General features: G+C 65.4%; 27 protein-coding genes and 1 pseudogene. 10 read left to right on the forward strand and 18 right to left on the reverse strand.

Annotation, left to right across the window (positions count from 1 at the left end; all coding sequences use genetic code 11):
- Nucleotides 1-35: 35 nt before the first annotated feature.
- Nucleotides 36-1,580 carry a PepSY-associated TM helix domain-containing protein gene (locus tag ACGI6K_RS15120; protein ID WP_376942390.1) on the forward strand — a complete coding sequence of 515 codons (1,545 nt, stop codon included), beginning with the start codon at nucleotides 36-38 and terminating at the stop codon, nucleotides 1,578-1,580.
- Nucleotides 1,577-1,861, forward strand: coding sequence for an iron transporter (locus ACGI6K_RS15125; protein WP_376942388.1), 285 nt, complete (start codon nucleotides 1,577-1,579; stop codon nucleotides 1,859-1,861). The genes ACGI6K_RS15120 and ACGI6K_RS15125 overlap by 4 nt, the downstream gene beginning before the upstream one ends.
- A 462-nt stretch (nucleotides 1,862-2,323) precedes the next feature.
- Here the strand turns inward: ACGI6K_RS15125 and ACGI6K_RS15130 are convergent, their stop codons facing one another.
- Complete coding sequence (locus tag ACGI6K_RS15130; RefSeq protein WP_376942386.1) at nucleotides 2,324-4,006, reverse strand: DEAD/DEAH box helicase; 1,683 nt, start codon at nucleotides 4,004-4,006, stop codon at nucleotides 2,324-2,326.
- Nucleotides 4,007-4,472: 466 nt separating this feature from the next.
- Between ACGI6K_RS15130 and hmgA the strand changes: the two genes are divergently transcribed.
- Nucleotides 4,473-5,774 carry a homogentisate 1,2-dioxygenase gene (gene hmgA / locus ACGI6K_RS15135; protein ID WP_376942384.1) on the forward strand — a complete coding sequence of 434 codons (1,302 nt, stop codon included), beginning with the start codon at nucleotides 4,473-4,475 and terminating at the stop codon, nucleotides 5,772-5,774.
- A gap of 42 nt (nucleotides 5,775-5,816) precedes the next feature.
- Here the strand turns inward: hmgA and ACGI6K_RS15140 are convergent, their stop codons facing one another.
- The gene (locus ACGI6K_RS15140) at nucleotides 5,817-6,572 is read right to left on the reverse strand and encodes a spermidine synthase (RefSeq protein WP_376942382.1); all 756 of its coding nucleotides are present in this window, start codon (nucleotides 6,570-6,572) and stop codon (nucleotides 5,817-5,819) included.
- A 312-nt stretch (nucleotides 6,573-6,884) separates the two neighbouring features.
- Between ACGI6K_RS15140 and ACGI6K_RS15145 the strand changes: the two genes are divergently transcribed.
- Nucleotides 6,885-7,133 carry a DUF2790 domain-containing protein gene (locus ACGI6K_RS15145; RefSeq protein WP_376942380.1) on the forward strand — a complete coding sequence of 83 codons (249 nt, stop codon included), beginning with the start codon at nucleotides 6,885-6,887 and terminating at the stop codon, nucleotides 7,131-7,133.
- A gap of 45 nt (nucleotides 7,134-7,178) precedes the next feature.
- On the opposite strand, the gene ACGI6K_RS15150 is transcribed toward ACGI6K_RS15145, so the two are convergent.
- Nucleotides 7,179-7,928: a sulfite exporter TauE/SafE family protein gene (locus ACGI6K_RS15150; protein ID WP_376942378.1), complete on the reverse strand. Its 750-nt coding sequence runs from the start codon at nucleotides 7,926-7,928 to the stop codon at nucleotides 7,179-7,181.
- Between the two features lie 100 nt (nucleotides 7,929-8,028).
- Between ACGI6K_RS15150 and ACGI6K_RS15155 the strand changes: the two genes are divergently transcribed.
- From ACGI6K_RS15155 to ACGI6K_RS15165, 3 genes are all read left to right on the forward strand, one after another.
- A complete protein-coding gene (locus ACGI6K_RS15155; protein WP_376942376.1) occupies nucleotides 8,029-8,985 on the forward strand; it encodes a LysR family transcriptional regulator in 957 nt (318 codons plus the stop codon).
- Nucleotides 8,986-9,066: 81 nt separating this feature from the next.
- Entirely contained in the window at nucleotides 9,067-9,516 is a 450-nt protein-coding gene (locus tag ACGI6K_RS15160) for a MarR family winged helix-turn-helix transcriptional regulator (RefSeq protein WP_376942374.1), read from the forward strand.
- 144 nt (nucleotides 9,517-9,660) lie between these two features.
- Nucleotides 9,661-10,089, forward strand: a complete 429-nt coding sequence (locus tag ACGI6K_RS15165) for an organic hydroperoxide resistance protein (protein WP_376942372.1) — start codon at nucleotides 9,661-9,663, stop codon at nucleotides 10,087-10,089.
- A 72-nt stretch (nucleotides 10,090-10,161) separates the two neighbouring features.
- Here ACGI6K_RS15165 and efp read toward each other — a convergent pair whose 3' ends face one another.
- The 5 genes from efp to ACGI6K_RS15190 form a co-directional block, all read right to left on the reverse strand.
- Nucleotides 10,162-10,728, reverse strand: a complete 567-nt coding sequence (gene efp / locus ACGI6K_RS15170; RefSeq protein ID WP_376942370.1) for an elongation factor P — start codon at nucleotides 10,726-10,728, stop codon at nucleotides 10,162-10,164.
- A gap of 42 nt (nucleotides 10,729-10,770) precedes the next feature.
- Entirely contained in the window at nucleotides 10,771-11,904 is a 1,134-nt protein-coding gene (earP, locus tag ACGI6K_RS15175; protein WP_376942368.1) for an elongation factor P maturation arginine rhamnosyltransferase EarP, read from the reverse strand.
- Between the two features lie 226 nt (nucleotides 11,905-12,130).
- Nucleotides 12,131-12,778: a hypothetical protein gene (locus ACGI6K_RS15180; RefSeq protein ID WP_376942366.1), complete on the reverse strand. Its 648-nt coding sequence runs from the start codon at nucleotides 12,776-12,778 to the stop codon at nucleotides 12,131-12,133.
- 128 nt (nucleotides 12,779-12,906) lie between these two features.
- Nucleotides 12,907-13,602 carry an orotidine-5'-phosphate decarboxylase gene (gene pyrF, locus ACGI6K_RS15185; protein WP_376942364.1) on the reverse strand — a complete coding sequence of 232 codons (696 nt, stop codon included), beginning with the start codon at nucleotides 13,600-13,602 and terminating at the stop codon, nucleotides 12,907-12,909.
- A 78-nt stretch (nucleotides 13,603-13,680) separates the two neighbouring features.
- Entirely contained in the window at nucleotides 13,681-14,421 is a 741-nt protein-coding gene (locus ACGI6K_RS15190; RefSeq protein WP_376942362.1) for a ZIP family metal transporter, read from the reverse strand.
- A 201-nt stretch (nucleotides 14,422-14,622) separates the two neighbouring features.
- On the opposite strand from ACGI6K_RS15190, the gene ACGI6K_RS15195 reads away from it, so the two are divergent.
- Nucleotides 14,623-14,796, forward strand: coding sequence for a DUF2897 family protein (locus tag ACGI6K_RS15195; RefSeq protein ID WP_376942360.1), 174 nt, complete (start codon nucleotides 14,623-14,625; stop codon nucleotides 14,794-14,796).
- A 37-nt stretch (nucleotides 14,797-14,833) separates the two neighbouring features.
- Here ACGI6K_RS15195 and ACGI6K_RS15200 read toward each other — a convergent pair whose 3' ends face one another.
- The 5 genes from ACGI6K_RS15200 to ACGI6K_RS15220 all read right to left on the reverse strand — a co-directional run bounded on the left by ACGI6K_RS15200 (nucleotide 14,834) and on the right by ACGI6K_RS15220 (nucleotide 18,598).
- The gene (locus ACGI6K_RS15200) at nucleotides 14,834-15,646 is read right to left on the reverse strand and encodes an OmpA family protein (protein WP_376942358.1); all 813 of its coding nucleotides are present in this window, start codon (nucleotides 15,644-15,646) and stop codon (nucleotides 14,834-14,836) included.
- Complete coding sequence (locus ACGI6K_RS15205) at nucleotides 15,646-15,996, reverse strand: DUF4398 domain-containing protein (RefSeq protein ID WP_376942356.1); 351 nt, start codon at nucleotides 15,994-15,996, stop codon at nucleotides 15,646-15,648. The genes ACGI6K_RS15200 and ACGI6K_RS15205 overlap by 1 nt, the downstream gene beginning before the upstream one ends.
- A gap of 11 nt (nucleotides 15,997-16,007) precedes the next feature.
- Nucleotides 16,008-16,823 carry a substrate-binding periplasmic protein gene (locus ACGI6K_RS15210; protein WP_376942354.1) on the reverse strand — a complete coding sequence of 272 codons (816 nt, stop codon included), beginning with the start codon at nucleotides 16,821-16,823 and terminating at the stop codon, nucleotides 16,008-16,010.
- Between the two features lie 94 nt (nucleotides 16,824-16,917).
- Nucleotides 16,918-17,847 carry an electron transfer flavoprotein subunit alpha/FixB family protein gene (locus ACGI6K_RS15215; protein WP_376942352.1) on the reverse strand — a complete coding sequence of 310 codons (930 nt, stop codon included), beginning with the start codon at nucleotides 17,845-17,847 and terminating at the stop codon, nucleotides 16,918-16,920.
- Between the two features lies 1 nt (nucleotide 17,848).
- The gene (locus tag ACGI6K_RS15220) at nucleotides 17,849-18,598 is read right to left on the reverse strand and encodes an electron transfer flavoprotein subunit beta/FixA family protein (protein ID WP_376942350.1); all 750 of its coding nucleotides are present in this window, start codon (nucleotides 18,596-18,598) and stop codon (nucleotides 17,849-17,851) included.
- A gap of 290 nt (nucleotides 18,599-18,888) precedes the next feature.
- Here ACGI6K_RS15220 and ACGI6K_RS15225 point away from each other — a divergent pair, with 290 nt between their 5' ends.
- Nucleotides 18,889-20,541, forward strand: a complete 1,653-nt coding sequence (locus tag ACGI6K_RS15225; protein ID WP_376942348.1) for an electron transfer flavoprotein-ubiquinone oxidoreductase — start codon at nucleotides 18,889-18,891, stop codon at nucleotides 20,539-20,541.
- Here ACGI6K_RS15225 and ACGI6K_RS15230 read toward each other — a convergent pair.
- The 4 genes and pseudogenes from ACGI6K_RS15230 to ACGI6K_RS15245 form a co-directional block, all read right to left on the reverse strand.
- Entirely contained in the window at nucleotides 20,489-20,716 is a 228-nt protein-coding gene (locus ACGI6K_RS15230; protein ID WP_377968771.1) for a hypothetical protein, read from the reverse strand. The two genes, ACGI6K_RS15225 and ACGI6K_RS15230, sit on opposite strands and share 53 nt — an antisense overlap.
- The gene (locus ACGI6K_RS15235; RefSeq protein WP_394543969.1) at nucleotides 20,695-21,285 is read right to left on the reverse strand and encodes an OprD family outer membrane porin; all 591 of its coding nucleotides are present in this window, start codon (nucleotides 21,283-21,285) and stop codon (nucleotides 20,695-20,697) included. The genes ACGI6K_RS15230 and ACGI6K_RS15235 overlap by 22 nt, the downstream gene beginning before the upstream one ends.
- A gap of 17 nt (nucleotides 21,286-21,302) precedes the next feature.
- Nucleotides 21,303-21,407, reverse strand: a pseudogene (gene mhpB / locus ACGI6K_RS15240) (3-carboxyethylcatechol 2,3-dioxygenase); the annotation flags it as partial.
- 54 nt (nucleotides 21,408-21,461) lie between these two features.
- Nucleotides 21,462-22,028, reverse strand: coding sequence for a DUF1285 domain-containing protein (locus ACGI6K_RS15245; RefSeq protein ID WP_376942346.1), 567 nt, complete (start codon nucleotides 22,026-22,028; stop codon nucleotides 21,462-21,464).
- Nucleotides 22,029-22,114: 86 nt separating this feature from the next.
- Here ACGI6K_RS15245 and ACGI6K_RS15250 point away from each other — a divergent pair, with 86 nt between their 5' ends.
- A complete protein-coding gene (locus ACGI6K_RS15250) occupies nucleotides 22,115-23,248 on the forward strand; it encodes an aminotransferase class V-fold PLP-dependent enzyme (RefSeq protein WP_376942344.1) in 1,134 nt (377 codons plus the stop codon).
- A 342-nt stretch (nucleotides 23,249-23,590) separates the two neighbouring features.
- On the opposite strand, the gene ACGI6K_RS15255 is transcribed toward ACGI6K_RS15250, so the two are convergent.
- Complete coding sequence (locus ACGI6K_RS15255; RefSeq protein ID WP_376942342.1) at nucleotides 23,591-24,376, reverse strand: TatD family hydrolase; 786 nt, start codon at nucleotides 24,374-24,376, stop codon at nucleotides 23,591-23,593.
- Between the last annotated feature and the right edge of the window lie 3 nt (nucleotides 24,377-24,379).

Here is a 24,379-nt window from a genome sequence, read left to right on the forward strand (position 1 = left end):
GGGGCACCTGAGTGAGAACAAGCTTCCGCCAAAGCATGGCAGCTTTGCACACCTGGTCCGGCCTGCTGGCCGGCTGGGTGTTGTACTTTGTTTTCGTCGTGGGTACTGCAAGCTACTTTCAGATATCGATCGATCGCTGGATGAGTTCGGATGAAAGCCTGGCTCGTCCTCATGAGCGGCCCCTGGGCAACGTCGAACTGCTCAATCACGCCCAGGACTGGCTCGAGCGGCACGCTCTTGGCGCACAGCGCTGGTGGATTCGCCTGCCCGATCCGACTGGCTTTGTCGGCAGTCGCGACGCGCTCCTTGGCTGGCAGGACGCGGGGCCAGATGGGCAATGGCATTCTCTAAGGCTCGATCCATTCGATGGTCGACTGCATCCGGCTGGGGGCGAACCGGGGGGTAAGATTCTCCGCCGCATGCATTACGCGCTGCACTACCTGCCCCAGGCAACGGGCGAACGCCTGGTCGGCATTTGTGCGATGTTCATGCTGGTGGCCCTGCTGAGCGGGATCATCACCCACAAGAAGATTTTCAAGGAGTTCTTCACCTTCCGACCGAACAAGGGCCAGCGATCCTGGCTTGATGCACACAATATTCTGGGGGTACTGCTGTTACCCTTTCTCCTGATGATCACCTACAGCGGTTTCGTATTTTTCCTCCCCGAGTACATGCCGCTGCCCTTCGAACGGATCTACCGTGGCGATGAGCGAGCCTATTATCAGGAGCAGGGGCGCTCTTCGCCTCCAACCGCCAGCGGAATCGCCGCTCCCGTGGTGCGCCTGAGCAACCAGCCATTCGCTCACTTGGGTCCGAACGAGGGGCCGCCGACCTGGATCTTCCTGTACAACCCAGGGGACAGCGCCGGCCTGATCGAGGTCCGCCGGAACAGGGCCGCCACCGATTTGCTGATGCAACCGACCGGACTCTACGAGGCGGCCAATGGCCGCGCGTTACCCAGCCCGATGGCCAAGGGACCGGTGAGCCGGATCCACGATGTCTTCATTGAACTACACGTGGCTTCCTTTGCTGACCCGACATTACGCTGGATGCTGTTCGCCTCGGGTATCGGTGGCTGCGCAGCGATCGCCAGTGGTCTGGTGCTCTGGGTACTCAAGCGCCGCCAGCAGGCACTCAGGGCAGGACAGGTCGGCTTCGGTTTACGTTTGGCCGAAGTGCTCAACCTGGGGACCATTGTCGGCCTGCCGTTAGCCATTGCCGTGTATTTCTGGGCCAACCGGTTACTACCAGAGGCCTTGGCCGGACGCCTCGAATGGCAGGTACATGCGATGTTCATCGCCTGGGGACTGATGTTCGGCCATGCCGCACTGCGCGAACGTCGCCAGGCCTGGGTCGAGCAGTTGACGCTGGCTTGTCCGGCCTATGCCCTGTTGCCGCTACTCAATATCTTGACCAGCGACCGCCATCTCGGCCGCAGCCTGCCTGGCGGTGACTGGCAATTGGCCGGAGTGGACCTGACGCTGCTGGCCTTCGGTGGGCTGTTCGGACTGGTTGCGCTGAAACTTCGCCGTCGCTGGTACGGTGTTGTAGGGGAACAGCGTTGCGAGATGTTGCCATGAAACTCGGCGATTTCCCGTGGAGGCTGCTCGTCCGGGTGTTAACGGCAATCGTCGGTGGCTATGCGCTGGCGTCCCTGTTCGCGACCGCTCTGGCGCTCGAACTGTTGGCACTGACCAGCATGCCCCGCCTGGAGGCGGTTCGTGCCGGCGCACTGGCGTCCTTTTTGGTGTATGCCGTGGCGATCATGGCAATCATCCATTCGCGCAGCATCACACGAGCCTGGGTCTGGTTGTCGCTGGGAGGCCTGGTCTGTCTGCTAATCATCGGCATCGGCAAATAGATTTGCACCACAGCAATGACAATCGCTCCAAGCGCAGCAGCCTACTCCAGCCGGCCAGTATCGCCCAGACGACCTACCAGCGCGGAGCAGACCATGTCCTGGCAGCCAAGACAACCAGCCTACCTTCGCAAACGACAGAATATCGCTGACATTGTCGGCAGATTACCTACCTATGCCCAGTCCCTGGCCAAAACCATACATGCGTACCAGAGCGTCGAGAATCAACCGCACGGATACATGAAGTCGTTTTCGCCGATGACCAGATACGCACTAGAACACCGCACGCTGCACAACACCCTGGTCATACTCGAACAACTCCTACGCTCGATCCCACCGGCAAGAAGGGTGGCATCAATACCTACGCTGCTCGCATCCAGCCGCGGGTCTGAATAGCGCCCATGCGATTGTCCTGCGAAAAAGCCCTGCCGGCAGGCAGGGCTTTTTCTTCACTTCGTCGAAAAATCAGTCTTCGCGATAGCGGCGCAGCTTCAGTTGCTTGCCGGCGACGCGGGTGTCGCGCAGCTTGCCGAGCAGACGCTCGAGGCCGTCCTCCGGCAACTCGATCAGGCTGAAGCTGTCGCGGACCTGGATGCGACCGATGGCGTCGCGGGCCAGGCCGCCTTCATTGAGGATGGCGCCCAGCAGGTTCTTCGCGGCGATCCCGTCGCGCGCGCCCAAGGCGGCGCGGCAGCGGACCCGGCCCTCGGGCAGGGGCAGGGGCATGGGGGCACGCCGCTCGCGGTGCACTCCGCGCTCCATGGAGCGATCGCTGCGCTCGCGACGTTCGCGCGGCGCCGAAACGCTCGGCACCGGAGGCTGTTCGCGCTCGACCTCGGACAGGGTCAGCGCCTGGCCGTTGGTGGCCTTGCGCAGCAGGGCCGCGGCCAGAGCGCGCGGACTGCAGCCGAGGCCGGTGGTCAGGCGGTCGAGCAGTTCGCCGTGGCTGGATTCGGACTCAGCCAGCAGCGGCTGCAGGGCGGCGGTCAGCTTGCGGATACGCGCATCCAGCACCTGCTGGGCACCAGGCAGGTGCACCTCGGCGACCTTCTGCCCGGTGACCCGCTCGATCACCTGCAACATGCGCCGCTCGCGCGGGGTCACCAGCAGCAGGGCACGACCGTCGCGGCCGGCCCGGCCGGTACGACCGATGCGGTGCACGTAGGATTCCGGATCGTAGGGCATGTCGACGTTGAACACATGAGTGATACGCGGCACGTCGATACCGCGGGCAGCCACGTCGGTGGCGACGACGATGTCCAGGCGGCCGTCCTTGAGCGACTCGATGACCCGCTCGCGCTGATTCTGAGCAATGTCGCCATTCAGCGCAGCGGCCTTGTAGCCCTTGGCTTCGAGGGCACTGGCGAGGTCGAGGGTGGCCTGCTTGGTGCGCACGAAGGCGATCAGCGCGTCGAACTCCTCGACCTCCAGCAGGCGCAGTACGGCGGCGGTCTTCTGGTCGGCGTGGACCATCAGGTGGGCCTGGTCGATGCGTGCCACGGTCTGGGTCTTGGCGGCGATCTTGACGTGCTGCGGCTCGTGCAGATGCTTCTCGGCGATCTCGCGGATCGAGTGCGGCAGGGTCGCGGAGAACAGCACCGTCTGGCGGCTTTCCGGCAGGGCCGCGAAGATCACTTCGAGATCCTCCATGAAGCCGAGCTTGAGCATCTCGTCGGCTTCGTCGAGGACCAGGTGCTTCACGGTGGACAGCAGTTGCTCGTCGCGGCGCAGGTGGTCACACAGACGACCGGGAGTGGCCACCAGGATCTGTGCGCCCTGGCGCAGCGCCTTCAACTGCGGCCCCATGGGCGCACCGCCGTAGACGGCCACCACACCGACACCGGGCAGTTGGCTGGCGTAGCTTTCGAAGGCGGTGGCCACCTGCAGGGCCAGCTCGCGGGTCGGCGCCAAGATCAGTACCTGCGGCTCACGGCGCGCCGGGTCGATGCGCGAGAGCATCGGCAGGGCGAAGGCGGCGGTCTTCCCGGTGCCGGTCTGAGCCTGGCCGATCATGTCGTGGCCGGCGAGGATCACCGGGATCGACTGGGCCTGGATAGGGGATGGTTCTTCGTAGCCCACCGCGGTGATGGCGGCGAGTACAGCGGGATGAATACCGAGTGCGGCGAAGCCGCCGGTCTCCTGGGTCATGGGATCTGCCTCATGTGCATCCGCAAACCCAAGACCCGAGGCTGCGCGCATGCCATGCAAAGACCCGAAGGTCACCCTGGCAGCCCGGTTGGCAGGAATTTGCGAGAACGCGTGATGGATGGGATGAATCGTCAAGGATAGTTCGCAGGACTAGCCTGCAGCCGAAGTCGAGGCTTCGGAAAGGGTGCTACCTGAACGCAGCCGCTTGGGCTGGTGCCTACTATACAGGAAAAAGCTGGCAGATGTGTGCTCTTTGCACGACGGCTCGCACTGCCATTGGTCGGCCTGGAACGGAGTCGACCGGGAACGACGGCCCCGTGTCCATCGCGGCCGTCGACGTTGCGCGCCCGAAGTCCTCCACCACACTGAGGTTCAGGAAGGCATGCCTTTCGACAACCCTGCCGATGGGCCGGAACACGGCGCACGATGCTCCGGCGCACAAACCGATACTGACAGAGAGGTCGCCATGCACACGGCAGAATTATCCGCCCTAGGCTACCAGACGGGCTTCGGCAACACCTTCAGCAGCGAGGCCCTGCCGGACGCCTTGCCCATCGGACAGAACTCGCCGCAACGTCTCCCCTACGGCCTGTATGCCGAGCAACTCTCCGGCACTGCCTTCACCGTGCCGCGCGGCGAGGCGCGGCACACCTGGCTGTACCGCATTCGCCCTTCGGCCGACCACCCGGAATTCAAACGCCTGGGTTCGCAGATCAGCGGCATCGAGCAGGGGCCGATCACCCCCAATCGGCTGCGCTGGGCGCCCTTCGAAGTACCGGCGGAGCACACCGACTTTCTCGACGGCCTGATCCGCCTGGCGGCGACCGCCGCGGCGGAACGGGCCGACGGCGTTAGCCTCTACGTCTATCGCGCCAACGCCTCGATGGAATCGGTATTCTTCGACGCCGATGGCGAACTGCTGCTCGTGCCCGAATCCGGGCGCCTGGGCATCGACACGGAACTCGGACGGCTGGAGATCGGCCCGCTGCAGATCGCCGTGATGCCGCGCGGGATGCGCTTTCGCGTCGAGCTGCTGGACGCCACGGCGCGCGGCTATCTATGCGAGAACCACGGCAGCCCGCTGCGCCTGCCCGAACTGGGACCGATCGGCAGCAACGGCCTGGCCAATCCCCGCGACTTCCTCGTCCCGGTCGCTCGCTACGAGGACCGCGACGGGCCGGTGCAACTGGTGCAGAAGTTCCTCGGCGAGTTGTGGGCCTGCGAGTTGAACCACTCGCCGCTGGACGTGGCCGCCTGGCACGGCAACCACGTACCCTACAGCTACGACCTGCGCCGCTTCAACACCCTTGGCACGGTCAGTTTCGACCATCCCGACCCGTCGATCTTCACCGTGCTGACCTCACCCGGCAGTGTGCACGGCCAGGCCAACGTCGACTTCGTGATCTTCCCGCCGCGCTGGATGGTGGCCGAGCACACATTTCGCCCGCCCTGGTTCCACCGCAATCTGATGAACGAGTTCATGGGCCTGATCCAGGGCGTCTACGACGCCAAGGCCGGCGGTTTCCTGCCCGGCGGCGCCTCGCTGCACAATCGCATGAGCGCCCACGGCCCGGACGCGGCGACCACTTGCCAAGCCATCGCCGCCGACCTGCAGCCGCAGAAGATCGAGAACACCATGGCCTTCATGTTCGAGACCGGCCAGGTCCTGCGCCCGAGCCGCCTCGCCATCGACTGCCCGCAACGGCAGACCGACTACGATAGCTGTTGGTCGGGGTTGACCGGGACCTTCGATCCGAATCGGAAATAGGCTCCGTTCGACGCTTCTACCCAAGGCACGTGCCTCGGCGGATCAGCTCGCCGGCCGCAGAGTCTCGATCAGCGGCCGCAGCGAGTAGCCCAGTTGCGGCACCAGGACCTCGGCACGCGCCAACAGCCCCTCGCGATCGAGGGACTGGTCGAGATCGGCGGGCACCAGCAGGATCACGTTGCCCTCCTTCACCGGACACTCCCAGTAATGGCGATGATAGAGCCCGCGCAGCAACGCGGCGCCGAGGGGCTTGCCATCGTCCCCGGCCCATTGGTTGATGACCAGCCAGCCGCCCGGATTGAGGCGCTTCTGGCAGTCGCCCAGAAAATTCCACGCCAGATGGGCCACGTTCGGCCCGGTATCCATATACAGATCGACGAAGATCAGATCGGCGCGCTCCGCGCTGGGCAACAGCTCCAGGGCATCGCCGATGCGGATGGTCAGCCGCGGATCGTCGGCGAGTCCCAGGAACTCCATGGCTAGGCGCGGCACCTCCGGACGAAGCTCGATGACTTCGACGTCCTCCAGCGGCAGGAAGGCGAGGCAGGCTTGGGTCAGATTGCCGGCCCCCAGGCCGAGGAACAATGCGCTCTCCGGGGCCTCGTGGCAGAGTGCGCCGAGCAGCATGGCACGGGTGTAGTCGTACTCCAGCCAACTGGGATCGGTGGTGAACACGCAACTCTGCTCCACCGCCTCGCCGAATTCGAGAAAGCGGTAATCGCCGACCTCCAACACGCGGATCAGGCCGAACTCGTCATGGACTTCGGCGAGCAGGCGCTCCTCTTTTTCCATTGCCATTCCTCTGCGATGAGGCGGCTATGTTAGCGGGCGGCGATGGCCCGGCACAGCACGGCCGACCCGCCAGCCCCCCGGAACGGCTGCGCCATCGGAGTGCAGGACAGTCTCCCGATGCCCCCTCGCGAACGACTGTCGGACGACGAGCTATACAGGCGTCTGTCCGTCTGGCATTGGCAACGAACTTGCAAGATCGCCCTGGCCATCGAAAGTGGCCTAACCTTTCAGAAAGTAGAGCAGTCCGAACAACAATGCCGAACCATAGGCCCTGATATCTGAGGGGGTTGGATAAATCTCGTTTCCGAGGTGATCGACATGAAACTCTCGTATCTGGTGTTGCCTTTCTGCTGCGTGACTTCTCTCACCCTGGCTGCCGAACCGCCCGTCCAGCAGTACCACTACGGCCTGCCCCTGGACATCGCCAAAGTCATTTCCATCGACGCGCCGTACGACCCCTATGTCTGCAAAGTCATAGACGCCAAGATGACCTACCTGAACTCCACGGGCGAAACCAAGGTCGTGGCCTATCGCAAGCCGTCCGCGGGCTGCCTCCTGAAGACCTGATGGCGCAGCCTTCTGTCCCCGTGCAAAAGCGGGGGGCAACCCTCCTCAATCGAGCAGCAGGAGCAGCGCGCAAAACGACATGAAGCCACAGAACAGCAGGCCCAGAGCCCGCTCCGGCAACGCATGAGCCAGCCGTACGCCCCAACCGACGCCGAACAGCCCGCCGATCGCCAGGGAAATGCCCAGCATCCAATCGACCTGCCCGTGCAAGGTATAGGTCGCCAGACTGACCAGCGTGCTGGGGGCGGCCAAGGCCAGCGACAGTCCTTGGGCGACGACCTGGCTGGCACCGAACAGGGTGATCAGCAACGGCGTAGCCACCAGCGCCCCGCCCACGCCGAACAATCCGCCCAGAGTGCCCGATCCCATCCCCAGCGGCACCAGCCAGGGCCAGGGCCGACACAGTTCGCCACCAGGTGCCGGACGCAGGAACAGGCGCAGGCCACTCCATGTCGCCAGCGCCAGGAGAAAGCCGCAGAAGGCCTGACGCATGTGCCCGGCATCCAGCAGGTTCGCCGCCTGGGCACCGAGCCATGCGGTGCAGAGGCCGCTGCCGGCCATCACCAGCGCATGGCGCGGATCGATACGGTTGCGCTGGTGGTAGCGCCGCAGCGCCAGCAGTACGTTGGGCACCACCATGACCAAGGCTGAGCCTTGGGCCAAGTGCTGATCGAGACCGAATAACAGGCCGAGCACCGGAATGGCGATCAGTCCGCCACCGATACCAAACAACCCGCCCAGGAAGCCCAGCACGAGCCCCAGGCCGATATCGAGAAGAAACTGCAGTAGGTCCATTGCACCTCCGGCAAAAGACACATGCTAGAAAGACCTGGCTAGCAGGTAAACGCAAAGCCATGCACAATGGCTTTGCGTAATTCGCATAACAGGAAAATATATGAATTCCGATGCGCTCGGCGGCCAGTTGGAACTGTTCCTCGACGTGTTGGAATGCGGCAGCTTCTCCGCCGCGGCCCGACGCCGTCAGTTGACGCCATCGGCGGTGGCGCGGCGCATCGACAGGCTGGAACAGGCGCTCGGCAGCCCACTGCTCCAGCGCAGCACCCACGAGGTGCGCGCCACCCCGGCCGGCCTGGCCTTCGCAGAACGCTCCCGGCGCATCCTCGACGAGTTGCGTCTGGCACGGGCCGAAGTGGTCTCTCTGGACAGCGCCCCGGAAGGTCTGATCCGCGTCGATGCCCCGGCGCCCTTCGGCCGCCGCCGGCTGGCTCCGGTCATCGCCGAATTCCTCGCCGCCTATCCGGGAGTGGATGTGCAGTTGCGGCTGATCGACAGCTTCATCGATCAGCAGGGCGAACACCTGGGACAGGTCGACCTGGTGTTACGCATCGGCCCCTTGGCCGACAGTCGCCTGGTCGCCACGCCGCTGGCGCCGATGCGGCGTATCGCTTGCGCCAGCCCCGACTACCTTGATCGCCGCGGCATTCCCGGCGATCCATGCGAACTGCCGGAGCACGACGGCCTGGACTGGGACGGGCTGGCACCGCCACACGCCTGGCGCTTCGTCATCGACGGCCAGATCCGCACCATCCGCCCCGGACGCCGCCGGATGACCGCCAACAATGCGGAAACCCTACTGTTCGGCGCCCTCGCCGGACTCGGCATCGCCCACCTGCCGACCTGGCTGATCAGCGAGCACCTGCTGCGTGGCGAATTGCTGCCGCTGTTTTGCGAGAACGGCCTGCCGCCTCCCGAATCCAGCGGCGTCTATGCCCTGCGCCAGCGGCCGGCCGGCGCCTCGCGCACGCGACTTCTGCTGGACTTCCTGAAAAGCCGCTTCGGCCCGGTGCCGCCCTGGGACTTGGCCCTGGATAACAGCCTGAATCGCTCCTGATTCGCCAGCTGCCTCATCGGTTACATTTTGCTCACGAAAAGCTTGCGCGCTAAATTAGTCGATCATTACCGGGAGATCGCTATGGCCACCGACGAAATCTGCCAAGAGTTGCTGCTCGACAATCAGTTGTGCTTCGCCCTCTATTCCACCTCGCTGCTGATGACCAAGGTCTACAAGCCGTTGCTGCAGGAGCTTGGCCTGACCTACCCGCAATACTTGGCCATGCTGGTGCTCTGGGAACGCGACGGCATCACCGTCGGCGAACTCAGCGCGCGCCTACTCACCGATTCCGGCTCGCTCACCCCTTTGCTCAAACGCCTGGAGGCCGAAGGGCTGCTGAACCGCACCCGCAGCAGCAAGGACGAGCGCGTGGTGGAACTCCATCTCACCGAGCGCGGCCGGGTCCTGTATGACAGGGCCAGGAATATTCCCTCCTGCATCGTCGTCGCCAGCGAGCAAACGCCGGACACCCTTGCCGCCCTCAAGGAAGAACTGGTCGGCCTGCGCAACAGCCTACAAAAGGCCGTCTGAACGGCTTATTCCAGTTTTCTCGGATCGTTATCTCGAAATCCTCAAAAATTGCATTGCGCACAATATAATTACGCACTAAATTTATCTCCGCGCAATTGCTTATCGCGCAAAATTTTAACGATCTAAATTACTGGAGATAACGCCATGCAACGCATTCAAGCGCTCTACACCGCTACCGCTACTGCAACCGGTGGCCGTGACGGCCGTGCTGTCTCCTCGGACGGCGTCCTCGACGTGAAGCTGACCACTCCGCCCGAACTGGGCGGCCAGGGCGGCGAGGCCACCAACCCCGAGCAGCTCTTCGCGGCCGGCTACTCGGCCTGCTTCATCGGCGCCTTGAAGTTCGTCGCCAGCCAGAGCAAGCGCCAGATTCCCGCCGACACCTCGATCACCGGAAAGGTCGGCATCGGCCAGATCCCCGGCGGCTTCGGCCTGGAAGTGGAACTCGACATCCACCTGCCGGGGCTGGAGCGCAGCGTGGCCGAGGAATTGGTGGCCGCCGCCCATCAAGTCTGCCCCTACTCCAACGCCACCCGCGGCAATATCGAGGTACGCCTGAACGTCGCCGTCTGAGCCTGCGGCAGGTGGGATGCCGAAAACGAAAAAGCCCGGCACAAGGCCGGGCTATTCGTCACGCCAGGAAGATCAAGCCTTGGCGCGGGACTTGTATTCGAAGGTACGGGTATCGATCTCGATGTAGTCGCCGATGTCGCAGAACTCGGCCACCCTCAGTTCATAGCCGCCGTTCAGGCGCGCCACCTTCATCACCTTGCCGGAAGTGTCGCCGCGTACGGCCGGCTCGGTGTAGGAGATCTGGCGCACGATGGTGGTGGGCAGTTCGATGGAGATCACGCGGTCGTTGTAGAACACCGCCTCGCAGACGTCTTGCATGCCATCTTCGATGAAGTTGTAGGCGTCGCCCAAGTCGTCCTTCTCGATCTCGTACTGGTTGAATTCGCTGTCCATGAACACGTACATGGGATCGGCGAAGTAGGAGTAGGTCACCTCCTTGCGCTCGAGGATAACCGGCTCGAACTTATCGTCGGCCTTGTACACAGTCTCGGTGGCTTGGCCGTTGAGCAAGTTCTTCAGCTTCATCTTGACCACGGCGGAGTTGCGGCCGGACTTGTTGAATTCGGCTTTCTGGATGACCCAGGGCTCGCCATTGATCATGGCTACCTGGCCGGCACGGAATTCTTGAGCGGTTTTCATACGGGTATCCGTTTGGATGAATAACGAAAAATAGGCCGCGTATCATAGCCAATCCGCGTAAAACTGCACCAGTGCCGCGGTCAGATCCGGCCGGGCGGCCTGTCGGGCACACCAGCGCTCGGCGTGCGCGCGCAGCTCCGGCCACTGATCCGCCAGCGCCGACCAGGCCGGCCCCATTGCCACCCCGGCGCTCCAGACGCGCCAGAGCTCCTGCAGGGCGCCTGCGGCGGCCGGCGGCAAGCCCTCGACATAGAGGGAAAGGAAGGCTTCCAGCTTGTCCCGGTGGGCACCGTCCGCCTGCGGATAGATATGCCAGAGCAATGGCCTGCCCGCCCACTGGGCGCGCAGGAAGGAATCCTCGCCGCGCACCACGTTGAAATCGCAGCACCAGAGCAGGCGGTCATAAGCCTCCTGGCGGACGAACGGCAGCACCTGGACGCGCAGGGCACCACGTCGCTGGCCGTCGCCGACGGCCAGCGACGGCACCGCTAGCCAGCGCCGCAGATCGTCGAGAATGCGCCCCTCCGGCACCAGCAGCAGCGTCGGATGCCCTTCCGACGCCACGGCTTCCAGCCAGCTCGACAGAGCCGCATTTTCGTAGGCGAACAGCGAAATCAGCCGTTCGCCAGGGCATGCCTGCACGCCGAGCGAGCGGAGAAAATCCGCACGCGCCACGGCATCGGCCTGGAAGGCCCGGCGTCGCTCGATCAGGCCCCGTTCGCGGAGCAGCCCGCCGGTATCCGTGGTGAATCCTGGGAAGAAGAAGAACTTCTGTAGCCCGCCAGGTTGCAGGGACGGCAGACCGTGGCAGCCACCCACCCAGTCCTCGGCACTCAGGTATTCCAGGTTCAGCCAGAGTACTCGGCGCCGACGATCCACCATGGCCGCGACATGCGCCTCGGGCAGGCGGCAAGCGAAGGCCTCGATCACCACGTCGGCCGGCTCGACCGGCTGCCAGTGCACGGGCCAGCGGCATATTTCCACGCCGACCTGCCACTGCCGGGCCGCGTCGACGTCCGCCTCGGGGCAGAGACGCGCCAGTGCCGCCAGGTCGTCCAACCACAGCCTGACCCGCTGGCCGTGCTCGGCCACCAGTTGACGGGCCAAGCGCCAGGTCACGCCGGCATCGCCATAGTTGTCGACGACAGTGCAGAAGATCTCCCAGAAGGCCCGCATGTCCACTCCCTTCGTCAAGACACGGGAAAGGATGAAGTATGCCAGCGAGCGGCAGCAGCGGCCGCCCGGACAGAAGTCGCACCGGCAAAATGCGAGGGCCTGGCGTGGACCGAGACGGCCCCTCAGGCGGCCTCGCCCTTGCCGAAGGCATGCCTCACAAAGCGGCCGCCGGCGCTGCGGTCGCCGGCCAGGGCCTGCGCGTCCGCACCACGCCGGATGCACGTGCTCAAGCGCGCCCGCGCAATTCCGCGGCGCCCCTGAAGAACACTCGCGCCAGCACCGCATGGGCGCCCATCAGGGGCAGCGCAGCCTGCGTCGCGAGCACCAGGGAGGCGAGCATGAGCCCTCCGGCGATCACCAGCCAGCCCATGCCGTACAAGGACTTAAAGGCTTCGGGTACGCCGAGCAGACGCGCGCCGAGCCATACCAGCAGGCCGCCATAGCCGACCAGAGCGACAGCATAGAGCCAGGCCAGCCAATCGGCGAGCGGGCCGGGCTCGAAGCGCAGCGCGACGACCTCCAGCAGAAACCCCAGTGCGACACACAGCCATACCGGCCAGCCCAGCCCTCGGGCGGCGAAGCGCGCCTCGACAAAGCCCTTCAGGCGCAACAGCAGGTAATTGCCCAACAGCACCAGGGCCAGGCCGAGCCAGTTGGCGTACAGGGCCACCCCGCGCATCCGAGTGAAACCGTTAAAGGACAGCAACATGATTACCAGGGTACCGAGCACCATGGCCAGGGCGAGCCAGCCGAGCACCCACAACTGTACCGGCGACCAGTCGGGCATGGGCGGCACGTCCGGGGACGCCAACAGGGCTTCCCGGGGTGGCGCGTAGGGGTTGTCGTCGCGCCGGCCTGCTGGATCATCGCTCACGGGGAAACCCTCTTCCACCGGCCAGGCGGGCGCGCCGCCCCCGGAAACCTCGAACCTCGCCGCCGCTCCGGCCTGCGAAGAGCCTTCGGCGCGGACGCGATCGAAAGCCTTCCCGCGCCTGAACGCAGTTAGCCCAGTTCGGCGACCAGGGCCGCCAGCGCCTGGTCCGGGTCGGTAGCTTGGCTGATCGGCCGGCCGATGACCAGATAGTCGGAACCGGCCTCCAGCGCCTGGCGCGGAGTGAGGATGCGCCGCTGGTCGTCCGGGGCGCTGCCGGCCGGACGGATGCCAGGGGTCACTAGTTTCAGCCGCGGCCGAGCGGTTTTCAGCGCCGGCGCCTCCTGGGCCGAGCAAACCAGTCCGTCCAGCCCGGCCCGCTCGGCCAGGGCGGCCAGGCGCAGGACCTGCTGCTGGGGCTCGATATCCAGACCGATGCCGGCCAGGTCCTCACGCTCCATGCTGGTCAGCACCGTCACCCCGATCAGCAACGGCCGGCGGCCATGAATGCCGTCCAGGGTCTCGCGACAGGCGCTCAACATGCGCAGGCCGCCGGAGCAGTGCACGTTGACCATCCACACGCCGAGCTCGGCGGCGGCCTTCACCGCCATTGCCGTGGTGTTCGGAATATCGTGGAACTTCAGGTCGAGGAACACCTCGAAGCCCTGCCGCTGCAGCGTCTCGACGATATCCGGGCCGCAACGGGTAAACAGCTCCTTGCCGACCTTGACCCGGCACCGCGCGGGGTCCAGCCGGGCGGCGAGGGCCAGGGCCGCCTCGCGGCCGGGGAAGTCGAGGGCGACGATGATCGGGGTCTGGCAGGACATGGGATGGGCTCCGGGAAAATCGCTGTAGCGGGCATTGTAGCGGACACCCCAAGCCCTCGGCCGTGGAGAATGGCGCGCCTAGGACAAATGTTCCAGGGCGAAGGCGAGCATGAAACCGGCCAGAGTGATCAGTCCGGTCAGCGCATGGGTGGCCTTGAAGGCCTCGGGAATCAGGGTGTCCACCAGCATGCAGAGCACCGCGCCGGCGGAGAAGCCCAGGGCGAAGGCCAGCCAGCCCGGCGACAGGTCCGCCAGCAGGGCGGGTCCGAGCATGGCGGCAAAACCCGACAGGCCGACGATGACACCCCACAGGGCGAACACCTGGCGCCGGCCGTAACCTTCGGCGCGCAGACCGGCCGCGCTGGCCAATCCCTCCGGCAAGTTGGCCAGCAGCACGGCGACCAGCAGCGCCAGGCTCGGCCGTCCGTCGTCGAGCAGCCCGAGGCCCAGCGCCAGGGATTCCGGGATGCCGTCGAGAAAGGCGCCGGCGGCGATCAGCAGACCGGCCAGCGATCCTCTGCCCAGCCTTCTGGCGCGATGCCGCGCCTGAAGGCGATCGAGCCCCTCGTCGGCCAGGACGAAGGCCATGCCGCCCACCAGCAGACCGCCCAAAGGCGGCCAGATACCAGCGAGCCGCTTGGCCTCGGGCAACTGCTCGAAGCACAGGGCGGCGATCAGCACGCCGCTGCCGAAGGCCATCGACGCGGCGACCAGCCGCTTCGGCAGCCGCGCCCCGAGGCCCAGCCAGGCACCGAGCAACAGGCTGCTCGCCGCCAGCCAACCCCAGAAGCCCGCCTGCAGTATCAATGATTCCGACATGCCTTCCCCCCTCGTGCCGAGGCAAGGCTATTCATTTTCCCCAGCTTGCCGCCAGCCGTCCCGTCAGCGCCGGCGCGGACAGTCTAGTGGCCCGGTGACCTGTCAACCATCGACGGGAAAAGAATGGCGTCGCGTTTGGTAAGGGGCTGGCCGAGCCGTTCCATTGCTTATGCTTATGGGCAGCCCCTGAGAGAACACGATATGCCCTGGTACGTATGGTTGATACTGATAGTGGTATTTGGCTCGGTGATCGGCAGCCTGCTGCTGCTGCGCGACTCGGCGAAGAAGCTGCCCCTGAGCGAGGAGCAGCTCGAGCGCATCCGCCAGCGCAACGTTGAACTGGATGCCAAGGAGAAACAGGAAAAGGAAAAATGACGGCGAGTCCCGCGCCGGCTGGACGGCAAACATGGAATCAGCGCTCCGCGCCCAGCCGGCCTTCCTCGTCGGAGAACACAATCTCCACTCGGCGATTGCGCGCGCGCCCCTGGCTGGAGGCGTTCTCGGCGACCGGATAGGCTTCGCCGTAACCGGCGACCTGGACACGCCTTGCGTCGACGCCCAGATCCACCAGCATGTCCTTGACCGACTGGGCACGCCCGCGGGACAATTCGAGGTTAAGCTGGTCATCGCCCTGGCTGTCGGTATAGCCCTCGATGCGCACCACCCGCCGCTGGTTGAGCCGCAGGAACCTGGCCACCTGCACGACGGTGCGCGTCGCCGCCGAGCGCAACTCCTCCCGCCCGGTATCGAACAGCACGTCGCCCAAGGTCATCACCAGGCCGCGCTCGGTTTCAGTGGTGGTCCGGCCGAGTAATTGCTCTTCGAGCCACTCGCCCTGCTGTTCCGCGTTGAGCAGACGGGCCTCGCTCAGCGCCAGTTGCAGGCGGTCGCGCTCCTTCTCCAGTTCGACGAGGCGCTCGGCGGCCTGGCGCTGCGCTCCATGCTCGCGGGCGATCTGGCCGTAACGCCGGCTCAGATAGGCGTAATGCAGAACATCGCCCTCGCTGCCCAGATAGCCGGAAAAGCGTTCCGCCCGGGCCAGCGACTCCTCGGCCCGGGCCAGATCCTTCTCAGCGCTGAGCCGGACCGCCGGCTCGGTACGAATGGCTAGCAGCTCGGCCCTGGCCTCGTCGAGCGCGCGCAGCGTTTCCGGCGAGCTTGTGGCGCAGCCCCCCAACGAAACCAGGCACAGCAGGCCGAACGAAAAAACGGGCCATCCCTTCATCAAAGCTCTCCCAGTTGCTGGCGCAGCGCGCCGATCTGCCGCTTGAGTTCGGCTACCTGCTTGCGGCCTTTCTGGGTCAGCACCTGCTCCTCGGCTAGGCGAGCATCCAGCTCGGCCTGCTCGGCCAGCATGCGCGCCTCCCGGTGGCGGCCGACGGCCAGGGCGGCCTCGGCCTGTTCGAACTTGCCCTGCGCCAGGGTCAGCTCTCCCTGATCCTCGCCGGCAGCAACGGCCCTGGCCTGTTCCAGCGCCTGTTCGGTCAGGCGCAACTGTTCATGCGGTGCGGGATCGCTGGCGCAGCCGGCCAGGGCGAGCAATAACTGAGCGGCGAAAAAACGTGCGCTATTCACGGATGGATTTCCTACTTGACAACGGATGGAGACGGCAAGCCCTGCGCCACCCAGCGCGCGGCATTACGTTGCAACAGGTTTCCCGCCAATCCGGTGGCGTTCAGTTCGGTCAGTCCGGCCGCCAGCCGTGCACGCAGCTCCGGCGTGTTGCAGGCGGAATCGCGCCCCACCGCCAAGTACAGGCCCTCGCTGAGCAGCGGCGGCAGCGGCTGGATTTCCGCCAACATATCCAACGACTCGGCAGCCGCCTGGACAACCTGCCATTCACCGAGCAGATAGGCGACCTCGCCTCGCCGCAGCATCCGCAGGGCTTCGTTCAGAGTCGGCGCCTCCTTCAGCGGCAGGGAGGTAGCGGACAGTGGATCGAACCCGCGGGTGAAACGGTCGCCGGCCTGGATCACCCCTTGATGAGCATACAAATCGCTCCAGCCGCCATAGGGAAAGGCCCGTTCCCGGCGCACCCAGGCCACAACGGACTGCACGAAGAGCGCGGGCTCGATGAAGTCCAGCGACTCACGTCGGGCGTCGCCGGGAAAGCTGCCCAGCAGCAAGTCGATACGGCCACTCGCCACGTGCTGCTCGGCAGCTGGCCGGGAGCCCGAGCGGATCAGGTCGATCTTCAGGTCCAGCGTCTTGGCCAGCAGTTCGAGCAGGTCGGCGCTGGCGCCGATCATTTGCCCGTGATTCTGCGGATCGAGCCAAAGGTAAGGAGGCTGCTCGGGATCGCCGGTGGCGACCAGCCGCTCGCAGGCACCGGTTGCGCCCGCCACGGGCGAGAGCAAGCCGGCCAGCAATGCCAGCAGCGCGGGAAGAAAGCGATTCTGCATGGGAGGTCCGCGAAAAGCGTGGATGGGGGCCACTATGGCCCAGTTGCAAGAAGCCCGCTCGATGAGCGGGCTTCGGGTCCGGCCGGAAAGCGGCTCAGAGCTGCTTTTCCAACTCCGGCAAAACTTCGAACAGATCCGCCACCAGACCGTAGTCGGCGACCTGGAAGATCGGCGCCTCCGGGTCCTTGTTGATCGCCACGATCACCTTCGAGTCTTTCATCCCGGCCAGGTGCTGGATCGCCCCGCTGATGCCTACCGCCACGTACAGGTCCGGCGCCACGATCTTCCCGGTCTGCCCCACCTGCATGTCGTTCGGTGCAAAACCCGCGTCCACCGCCGCCCGCGAGGCGCCTACCGCCGCGCCCAGCTTGTCGGCCAGGGCGTAGAGCAGCTTGAAGTTGTCGCCGCTCTGCATCCCCCGTCCGCCGGAAATCACCACCCGCGCCGAGGTCAGTTCCGGACGGTCCGACTTGGCGATTTCCTCGCCGACGAAACTCGACTTGCCGGCATCGCCCGTGCCGCTCAGCGCCTCGATGGCCGCGTTGCCACCCTCGCTCGCCGCCGGGTCGAAAGCCGTGGCACGCACGCTGATCACCTTGATCGGCGCGCTCGATTGCACCGTAGCGATGGCGTTGCCCGCATAGATTGGCCGCTTGAAGGTGTCAGGGCTTTCCACCGCGACGATTTCGGAAATCTGCTCGACGTCGAGCAGGGCCGCCACTCGCGGCAGGTAGTTCTTGCCGTTGGTCGAGGCCGGCGCCAGGACGTGGCTGTAGCCTTTCGCCAGGCCGGCGATCAGCGGCGCGACGTTCTCCGCCAGCAGGTGGCCGTAGGCCGCGTCGTCGGCGACCAGCACCTTGCTCACGCCGGCGATCTTCGCCGCGGCTGCGGCGACGGCGGCGCAGCCCTGTCCGGCGACCAGTACATGGATGTCGCCGCCGATCTGTTGCGCAGCGGCGACGGTGTTGAGGGTCGCGACGGCCAGGGCGGCGTTGTCGTGTTCGGCTATTACCAGGGTCGCCATCTCAGATCACCTTCGCTTCGTTCTTCAGCTTTTCCACCAGTTCCGCCACCGAGCCCACCTTGATGCCGGCCTGACGTTCGGCCGGCGCCTCGACCTTGAGCACCTTGAGGTTCGAGGCCATGGACACGCCCAGCTCCGCCGGCTTCACCGTCTCCAGCGGCTTCTTCTTGGCCTTCATGATGTTCGGCAGCGAGGCGTAGCGCGGCTCGTTCAGGCGCAGGTCGGTGGTGACAATGGCCGGCAGGCTCAGTTCCAGGGTCTGCAAACCGCCGTCGATCTCGCGGGTGACCTTGAGCTTGTCGCCGGCCTGCTCGACCTTGGAAGCGAAAGTGCCCTGGGCGTAGCCGGTCAGCGCGGCGAGCATCTGCCCGGTCTGGTTGTTGTCGCTGTCGATCGCCTGCTTGCCGGTGATGACCAGTTGCGGCTGCTCCTTGTCGACCACGGCTTTCAGCAGCTTGGCCACCGCCAGCGAACCCAGCTCCTCGTCGGTCTCGACCAGGATGGCGCGATCGGCGCCGAGAGCCAGGGCGGTGCGCAACTGTTCCTGGGCGGCGGCCGGGCCGACGGACACGGCGACGATCTCGCTGGCGATGCCGCGCTCCTTCAGGCGCACGGCTTCCTCCACGGCGATCTCGCAGAAGGGGTTCATCGACATCTTGACGTTGGCCAGGTCGACGCCGCTCTGGTCGGGCTTCACCCGCACCTTGACGTTGTAGTCAACCACTCGTTTGACAGCTACAAGAACCTTCATGGATTCCTCGTTACTCTCCGGTAAATGAAATGTCGCCAAGGCAAGCAATGGCCTGTGGTTGACGGCCGGAGCCGACGTCAGCCCCCTGCGGCGTGCATAAAAATGCCCGTATCTTGACGGCAGGCCACCTCTCGGTCAACCGAGGCAGGCCCGGCTTTCCGGGGCTCCGGCAGGCGCCTCGGGGGCAGTGCGTTTCCGTCTTCGCATTGGTTCGGACGCTGGGGCCGGATATATAATGCCCGGCCCTCACCAGGGAACATGCGAAGAGAGCCCCGATCAGGAGATAGTTTGTGGAACGCGAATACATGGAATTCGACGTCGTCATCGTCGGCGCCGGTCCCGCCGGTCTGTCGGCCGCCTGCCGACTGAAGCAGCAGGCCGCCGAATCCGGCCAGGAGATCAGCGTGTGCGTGGTCGAGAAGGGTTCCGAGGTCGGCGCTCACATTCTCTCCGGCGCCGTCTTCGAACCGCGAGCCCTGAACGAACTCTTCCCGGACTGGAAGGAGCTGGGCGCTCCGCTGAACACCCCGGTCAAGCGCGACGACATCTATCTGTTCAGGAGCGCCGAAAAGGCCATCAGGTTGCCGGATTTCCTCGTGCCCCGGACCATGCACAACGAGGGCAACTATATCATCTCCCTGGGCAACCTGTGCCGCTGGCTAGCCCAGCAGGCCGAAGCCCTGGGTGTGGAAATCTATCCGGGCTTCGCCGCCCAGGAGGCGCTGATCGACGACGGCGGCACGGTGCGAGGCATCGTCACCGGCGACCTAGGCGTCGACCGCGAAGGCAGACCTAAGGACAGCTATACCCCCGGCATGGAACTGCGCGGCAAGTACACCCTGTTCGCAGAAGGTTGCCGCGGCCACATCGGCAAGCAACTGATCGCCCGCTACCGGCTGGACGACCAGGCCGATGTCCAGCACTACGGCATCGGCATCAAGGAAATCTGGGACGTCGAGCCGGCCCGCCACGAGCAGGGCCTGGTGGTGCACACCGCCGGCTGGCCGCTGGATGACAACAACCCGGGTGGCTCCTTCCTTTATCACCTGGAGAACGGCCAGGTGGTGGTCGGTCTGATCGTCGACCTGTCCTATAGCAATCCCTTCCTGTCGCCCTTCGACGAGTTCCAGCGCTACAAGCACCACCCGGCGATCGCCCGCTACCTGGAAGGCGGCAAGCGGGTGGCTTACGGCGCTCGTGCCATCTGCAAGGGTGGCCTGAATTCGCTGCCGAAGATGGTCTTCCCCGGTGGCGCGCTGATCGGCTGCGACCTGGGCACCCTGAACTTCGCCAAGATCAAGGGCAGCCACACTGCCATGAAGTCCGGCATGCTGGCCGCCGATGCGGTCCTCGCCGCCCTCGCCGGCGGCAGCCAGGGCGGCGACGAACTGAACGGCTACGTCGAGTCGTTCAAGTCCAGTTGGCTGTACGACGAATTGTTTTGTAGCCGCAACTTCGGCGCCGCCATCCACAAGTTCGGCGCGCTGGTCGGCGGGGCCTTCAATTTCATCGACCAGAACCTGTTCGGCGGCAAGATCCCGTTCACCCTGCACGACGACAACCCGGACCACGCCTGCCTGAAGCTGGCCTCCGAATCGAAGCGGATCGACTATCCCAAGCCGGACGGCAAGCTCAGTTTCGACAAGCTCAGCTCGGTATTCCTCTCCAACACCAACCATGAGGAAGACCAGCCCTGCCACCTGCGCCTGGCCGATCCGAGCATCCCGATCACCCGCAACCTGCCCCTGTACGACGAGCCAGCGCAGCGCTACTGCCCGGCCGGCGTCTACGAGGTAGTGAGCCAGGACGACGGCAGCCCGCGCTTCCAGATCAACGCGCAGAACTGCGTGCACTGCAAGACCTGCGACATCAAGGACCCGGCGCAGAACATCACCTGGGTGGCCCCGGAAGGCGCCGGCGGTCCCAACTACCCCAACATGTAAGCGCGACCATCGAGGCTCCGCGGGAGCCTCGGATCTTCCCGCCGTCACCAGAGTATCCAGGTGTAATCGACGTTGATCCGCGTCTCGTTGTCGTTGCGTTCGGCGCGAAGCTGTTCTGGTAGCGCGAATTGCGCAGGCGCAACGCCAGGCTCTTCAGCAAGCCCGACTGCACCACGTAGGACAGGTCCAGGTAGCGCTCGGTCTCTTCCTGGTCCGACCGCCGTAGCGTTCCGGCAGGTCGATGTTGGTCCCCTTCATGAAACGCGCCACGCCGATCAGCCCCGGCAGCCTCACCGCCGCGAAGTCGTATTCGTAGCGCACGTGCCGGAAGTGTTCGTCGGCGCTGAGAAATTCCGAGCTGATCGCGTATTCGGAGATCAGGTGCGGCTCCGAACCGGCGATGTAGGGCATCGCCGAGTCGCCGCTGGACAATGCCTTGCCTACCGTCAGCCGGTGCCCGCCCAGCTTGTAGCCGAAGTTCAGACCAACGTATTGGTTGGCCCTCCCCCTCCTCGTCGCTGAGCAGCCAGCGGAAGTCGGTCTTGAATTCCCCCCGCCCCACTTGAACTGGTGGATCGCGCCCAGGTAGTTCTGCTGGTAGATCTCGTCCAGCCGGGCATGCCGGTAGCTCAGGGTCAAGTTCTTGCCCAGCGCGTAGTCGCCGCCGAGGAAGAGGAACTCGTCGGAATCCGCCGTGCCGTCGAAGCGGCCGTTGGGGCCGGCGATGGTGATCTTCTGGTAGATCGGTGAAGTCGCCGCGCCGCGGTGCCGTAGATTTTCCCGGCAGCAATGGTCCGCGCCTGGCGGGCGGCGGGCGCCTCCAGCGTCGGATTGCGCCCGGCGATCAGGAACTCGGCGATTTTTTTCGGGGGCACCCGGGAAGTGGCGAGGAGCGGGGCTTTGTCCCGTCCCGCTGCGCTTCAATCTCGCGGACCGAGGGGGAAGAAGGCGCCGCGACTCCACACGCCTAGCCAGGTGCGTCCGTCGATCAGCCGCGGCTCGGCCAGTTCGACCAGTTGGTAGAAGACGTTGCGGTGGATCAGCGCCTCCAGGTTGGCGCGTACCAGCAGGTAGGGCGCGGGCTCCTGGGTCTCGGGGTCGAGCGCGACCCGCAGCGGGTGCTCGGCGCCCGCCTCGACCTCGTCGCCGACCTGAGTGGTGAAGCGCAGCAATTGATCCTCGCCACGGCCCTCGACCTGCAGGGAGACGGCGACGAAGGGCGCGTCGTCGACCCGGATACCGACCCTCTCCACCGGGGTCACCAGGAAATACTGGTCGCCGTCACGGCGCAGGATGCCGGAAAACAGCCGGACCAAAGCCTTACGCCCGATCGGGGTGCCCATGTAGAACCAACTGCCGTCGCGGGCGATGCGCATGTCGATGTCACCGCAGAACGGCGGATTCCACAGGTGCACGGGAGGCAGCCCCTTGCGGCCGCCCTCGGGAATCTGCGCCAACAGTTCGTCGGCCTTGCCTGGATCGCTCATGGCTTCTCCTTCGCCCGGCAGGACAGTGACTTCAAGTGGAATATGATGCCTGACACCATAATTGCAAGATCGTAAGGAGCAAGCCCATGCATGCCATCCACGACGAATTTCCGCAGCTGGCCGGGCTGCGCTACCTCAACCACGCCGCCGTCGCTCCCTGGCCGATGCGGGCCGGCAAGGCGGTGAGCGCCTTCGCCGAGCAAAACGTGCACATCGGTGCGCGCGATTACCCCCGCTGGCTGGGCATCGAACGGCGCCTGCGCGAACGCCTGATGCGCCTGCTCAACGCACCGACCACAGCGGACATAGCCCTGGTCAAGAATACTTCGGAAGCCCTGTCCTTCGTCGCCTTCGGCCTGGACTGGCAGGCCGGCGAGCGGATCGTCATCAGCGACGAGGAGTTCCCCTCCAACCGCATCGTCTGGGAGGCGCTCAAACCCCAGGGCGTCGAGATCGTCACGGTCGGCCTCAAGGGGGCCGATCCGGAAGCCGATCTTTTGGCGGCTTGCGGCCCGCGCACGCGCCTGCTGTCGATCAGCGCCGTGCAATACGCCAGTGGCCTGCGCCTGGATCTGCAGCGGCTCGGCCAGGGTTGCCGGCAGCTCGGCGTGCTGCTCTGCGTCGACGCTATCCAGCAGCTCGGCGCCCTGCCCTTCGACGTGCGCGCCTGCGACTGCGCCTTCGCCATGGCCGACGGACACAAGTGGATGCTCGGCCCGGAGGGGCTCGGCGTGTTCTACTGCCGCAGCGACCTGCGCGAACGGCTCAAGCTGCACGAATACGGCTGGCACATGCTGGAGAACGCTGGCGACTACGACCGCCTGGACTGGGAACCGGCGCGCACCGCCCGGCGCTTCGAATGCGGCAGCCCGAACATGCTCGGCGCCGTGGCACTGGAAAGCAGCTTGTCGCTGCTGGAGCAGGTCGGCATGGCCGCGGTCGCCCAGGGACTGCGCGAACGGGTGGCCTGGCTCGAAGAAGGCCTCCTGCGGATTCCCGGCCTGCGCCTGCGCAGCCCGCGCGATCCCGAGCGGCGCGCCGGCATCCTGACCTTCGCACTCGACGGCTGGGACAACCAGCAGTTGTTCGAGCGCCTCAAACACGAGCAGATCGTCTGCGCCCAGCGTGGCGGCGGAATCCGCCTGTCGCCGCATTTCTACACGCCGACCGTAGTGCTCGACGAAACCCTCGCGGTCCTGCGCCAACTGGCATCCGATTAGCCTGCCGACACTGCTTCCCGCAGCCGCGCCTGTTTTCGCATGGAGCCAGGCGCGGGGAGCGACGCCTGGTCGTTCGAACGAACGACGAGCGACGACACAGCGCGCCGAAACGGATCCCCGGTACTCAGCAGCGGCGGAGGTATTCCAAAACCGTTTAAAAAATAAACAGCGCATACTGGACTGGAGCCGATCCGCGACGATACTTCCTCTACTGACATGGCATTTCCCCCGATGCCAGGCCAGCCGAAGGCATTCGAGGAATGCATGCCTTCGCTTACTCCTAACGCTTTTAACCCGGTTTCCTCCCCCAGACTCCGGGTTTTTTTTGCGTGGCGGAAAGTATCAGCGGGCGACCCGTGCCAACGGAAACAGGCGGTGAAAGTTAGCGGTGGTCTGTTCGGCCAGCGTTTCGAAGGGAACGCCCCGCAGCTCGGCGAGAAACTCCGCAACCTCGCGCACGTATTGCGGCAGGTTGGGCTTGCCCCGATGGGGAGCCGGCGCCAGGTAAGGCGCGTCGGTCTCCACCAGCAGGCGGTCCGCCGGCACCTGCCGGGCCACTTCGCGCAGGGCCTCGGCATTACGGAAGGTGACGATGCCGGACAGCGAAATATAGAAGCCGAGATCCAGCGCCGCGCGGGCCATCTCCCAGTCTTCGATGAAGCAGTGCAGCACGCCGCCCTGCGACAACGCCGCTTCGCGCAGCAGCCGCAGGGTATCGGCGCGCGCCGCGCGGGTGTGCACGACGAGCGGCTTGCCGGTCAGGCGCGCGGCCTCCAGGTGCAGGCGAAAGGCCTGTTGCTGCAAGGCGGCGGCCTCCGGCCGGTAGTGATAGTCCAGCCCGGTTTCGCCGATGGCGACCACCCTCGGATGGGCGAGTTCGCCGATCAGCCAATCGAGGGCGGGCACGGCATCGGGCTCGACATCCAGCGGATGCACCCCGACCGCGCAATCCACGTCGGCATAACGCTCGGCCAGCGCCTTGACCGCGGCCGCGTTGTCCGCGCTCACGCCGATACACAGAAAATGTCCGACCCCCCGGGCACGCGCCGCCTCCAGCGCGGCCTCCAGGGAACCGCCATGGGCGGCGAGATCGAGACGATCGAGATGACAGTGGGAATCGACCAGCATGGG

The organism is Azorhizophilus paspali (genome assembly GCF_043587585.2).
Lineage (GTDB): Bacteria > Pseudomonadota > Gammaproteobacteria > Pseudomonadales > Pseudomonadaceae > Azotobacter > Azotobacter paspali.

What these genes read in the sequence shown, in the direction of transcription:
- ACGI6K_RS15120 (WP_376942390.1), top strand. Translation starts at nt 36, where the DNA reads ATGGCAGCTTTGCACACCTGGTCCGGCCTGCTGGCCGGCTGGGTGTTG.
- ACGI6K_RS15125 (WP_376942388.1), top strand. Translation starts at nt 1,577, where the DNA reads ATGAAACTCGGCGATTTCCCGTGGAGGCTGCTCGTCCGGGTGTTAACG.
- ACGI6K_RS15130 (WP_376942386.1), bottom strand. Translation starts at nt 4,006, where the DNA reads ATGACCCAGGAGACCGGCGGCTTCGCCGCACTCGGTATTCATCCCGCT.
- hmgA (WP_376942384.1), top strand. Translation starts at nt 4,473, where the DNA reads ATGCACACGGCAGAATTATCCGCCCTAGGCTACCAGACGGGCTTCGGC.
- ACGI6K_RS15140 (WP_376942382.1), bottom strand. Translation starts at nt 6,572, where the DNA reads ATGGCAATGGAAAAAGAGGAGCGCCTGCTCGCCGAAGTCCATGACGAG.
- ACGI6K_RS15145 (WP_376942380.1), top strand. Translation starts at nt 6,885, where the DNA reads ATGAAACTCTCGTATCTGGTGTTGCCTTTCTGCTGCGTGACTTCTCTC.
- ACGI6K_RS15150 (WP_376942378.1), bottom strand. Translation starts at nt 7,928, where the DNA reads ATGGACCTACTGCAGTTTCTTCTCGATATCGGCCTGGGGCTCGTGCTG.
- ACGI6K_RS15155 (WP_376942376.1), top strand. Translation starts at nt 8,029, where the DNA reads ATGAATTCCGATGCGCTCGGCGGCCAGTTGGAACTGTTCCTCGACGTG.
- ACGI6K_RS15160 (WP_376942374.1), top strand. Translation starts at nt 9,067, where the DNA reads ATGGCCACCGACGAAATCTGCCAAGAGTTGCTGCTCGACAATCAGTTG.
- ACGI6K_RS15165 (WP_376942372.1), top strand. Translation starts at nt 9,661, where the DNA reads ATGCAACGCATTCAAGCGCTCTACACCGCTACCGCTACTGCAACCGGT.
- efp (WP_376942370.1), bottom strand. Translation starts at nt 10,728, where the DNA reads ATGAAAACCGCTCAAGAATTCCGTGCCGGCCAGGTAGCCATGATCAAT.
- earP (WP_376942368.1), bottom strand. Translation starts at nt 11,904, where the DNA reads ATGCGGGCCTTCTGGGAGATCTTCTGCACTGTCGTCGACAACTATGGC.
- pyrF (WP_376942364.1), bottom strand. Translation starts at nt 13,602, where the DNA reads ATGTCCTGCCAGACCCCGATCATCGTCGCCCTCGACTTCCCCGGCCGC.
- ACGI6K_RS15190 (WP_376942362.1), bottom strand. Translation starts at nt 14,421, where the DNA reads ATGTCGGAATCATTGATACTGCAGGCGGGCTTCTGGGGTTGGCTGGCG.
- ACGI6K_RS15195 (WP_376942360.1), top strand. Translation starts at nt 14,623, where the DNA reads ATGCCCTGGTACGTATGGTTGATACTGATAGTGGTATTTGGCTCGGTG.
- ACGI6K_RS15200 (WP_376942358.1), bottom strand. Translation starts at nt 15,646, where the DNA reads ATGAAGGGATGGCCCGTTTTTTCGTTCGGCCTGCTGTGCCTGGTTTCG.
- ACGI6K_RS15210 (WP_376942354.1), bottom strand. Translation starts at nt 16,823, where the DNA reads ATGCAGAATCGCTTTCTTCCCGCGCTGCTGGCATTGCTGGCCGGCTTG.
- ACGI6K_RS15215 (WP_376942352.1), bottom strand. Translation starts at nt 17,847, where the DNA reads ATGGCGACCCTGGTAATAGCCGAACACGACAACGCCGCCCTGGCCGTC.
- ACGI6K_RS15220 (WP_376942350.1), bottom strand. Translation starts at nt 18,598, where the DNA reads ATGAAGGTTCTTGTAGCTGTCAAACGAGTGGTTGACTACAACGTCAAG.
- ACGI6K_RS15245 (WP_376942346.1), bottom strand. Translation starts at nt 22,028, where the DNA reads ATGAGCGATCCAGGCAAGGCCGACGAACTGTTGGCGCAGATTCCCGAG.
- ACGI6K_RS15250 (WP_376942344.1), top strand. Translation starts at nt 22,115, where the DNA reads ATGCATGCCATCCACGACGAATTTCCGCAGCTGGCCGGGCTGCGCTAC.
- ACGI6K_RS15255 (WP_376942342.1), bottom strand. Translation starts at nt 24,376, where the DNA reads ATGCTGGTCGATTCCCACTGTCATCTCGATCGTCTCGATCTCGCCGCC.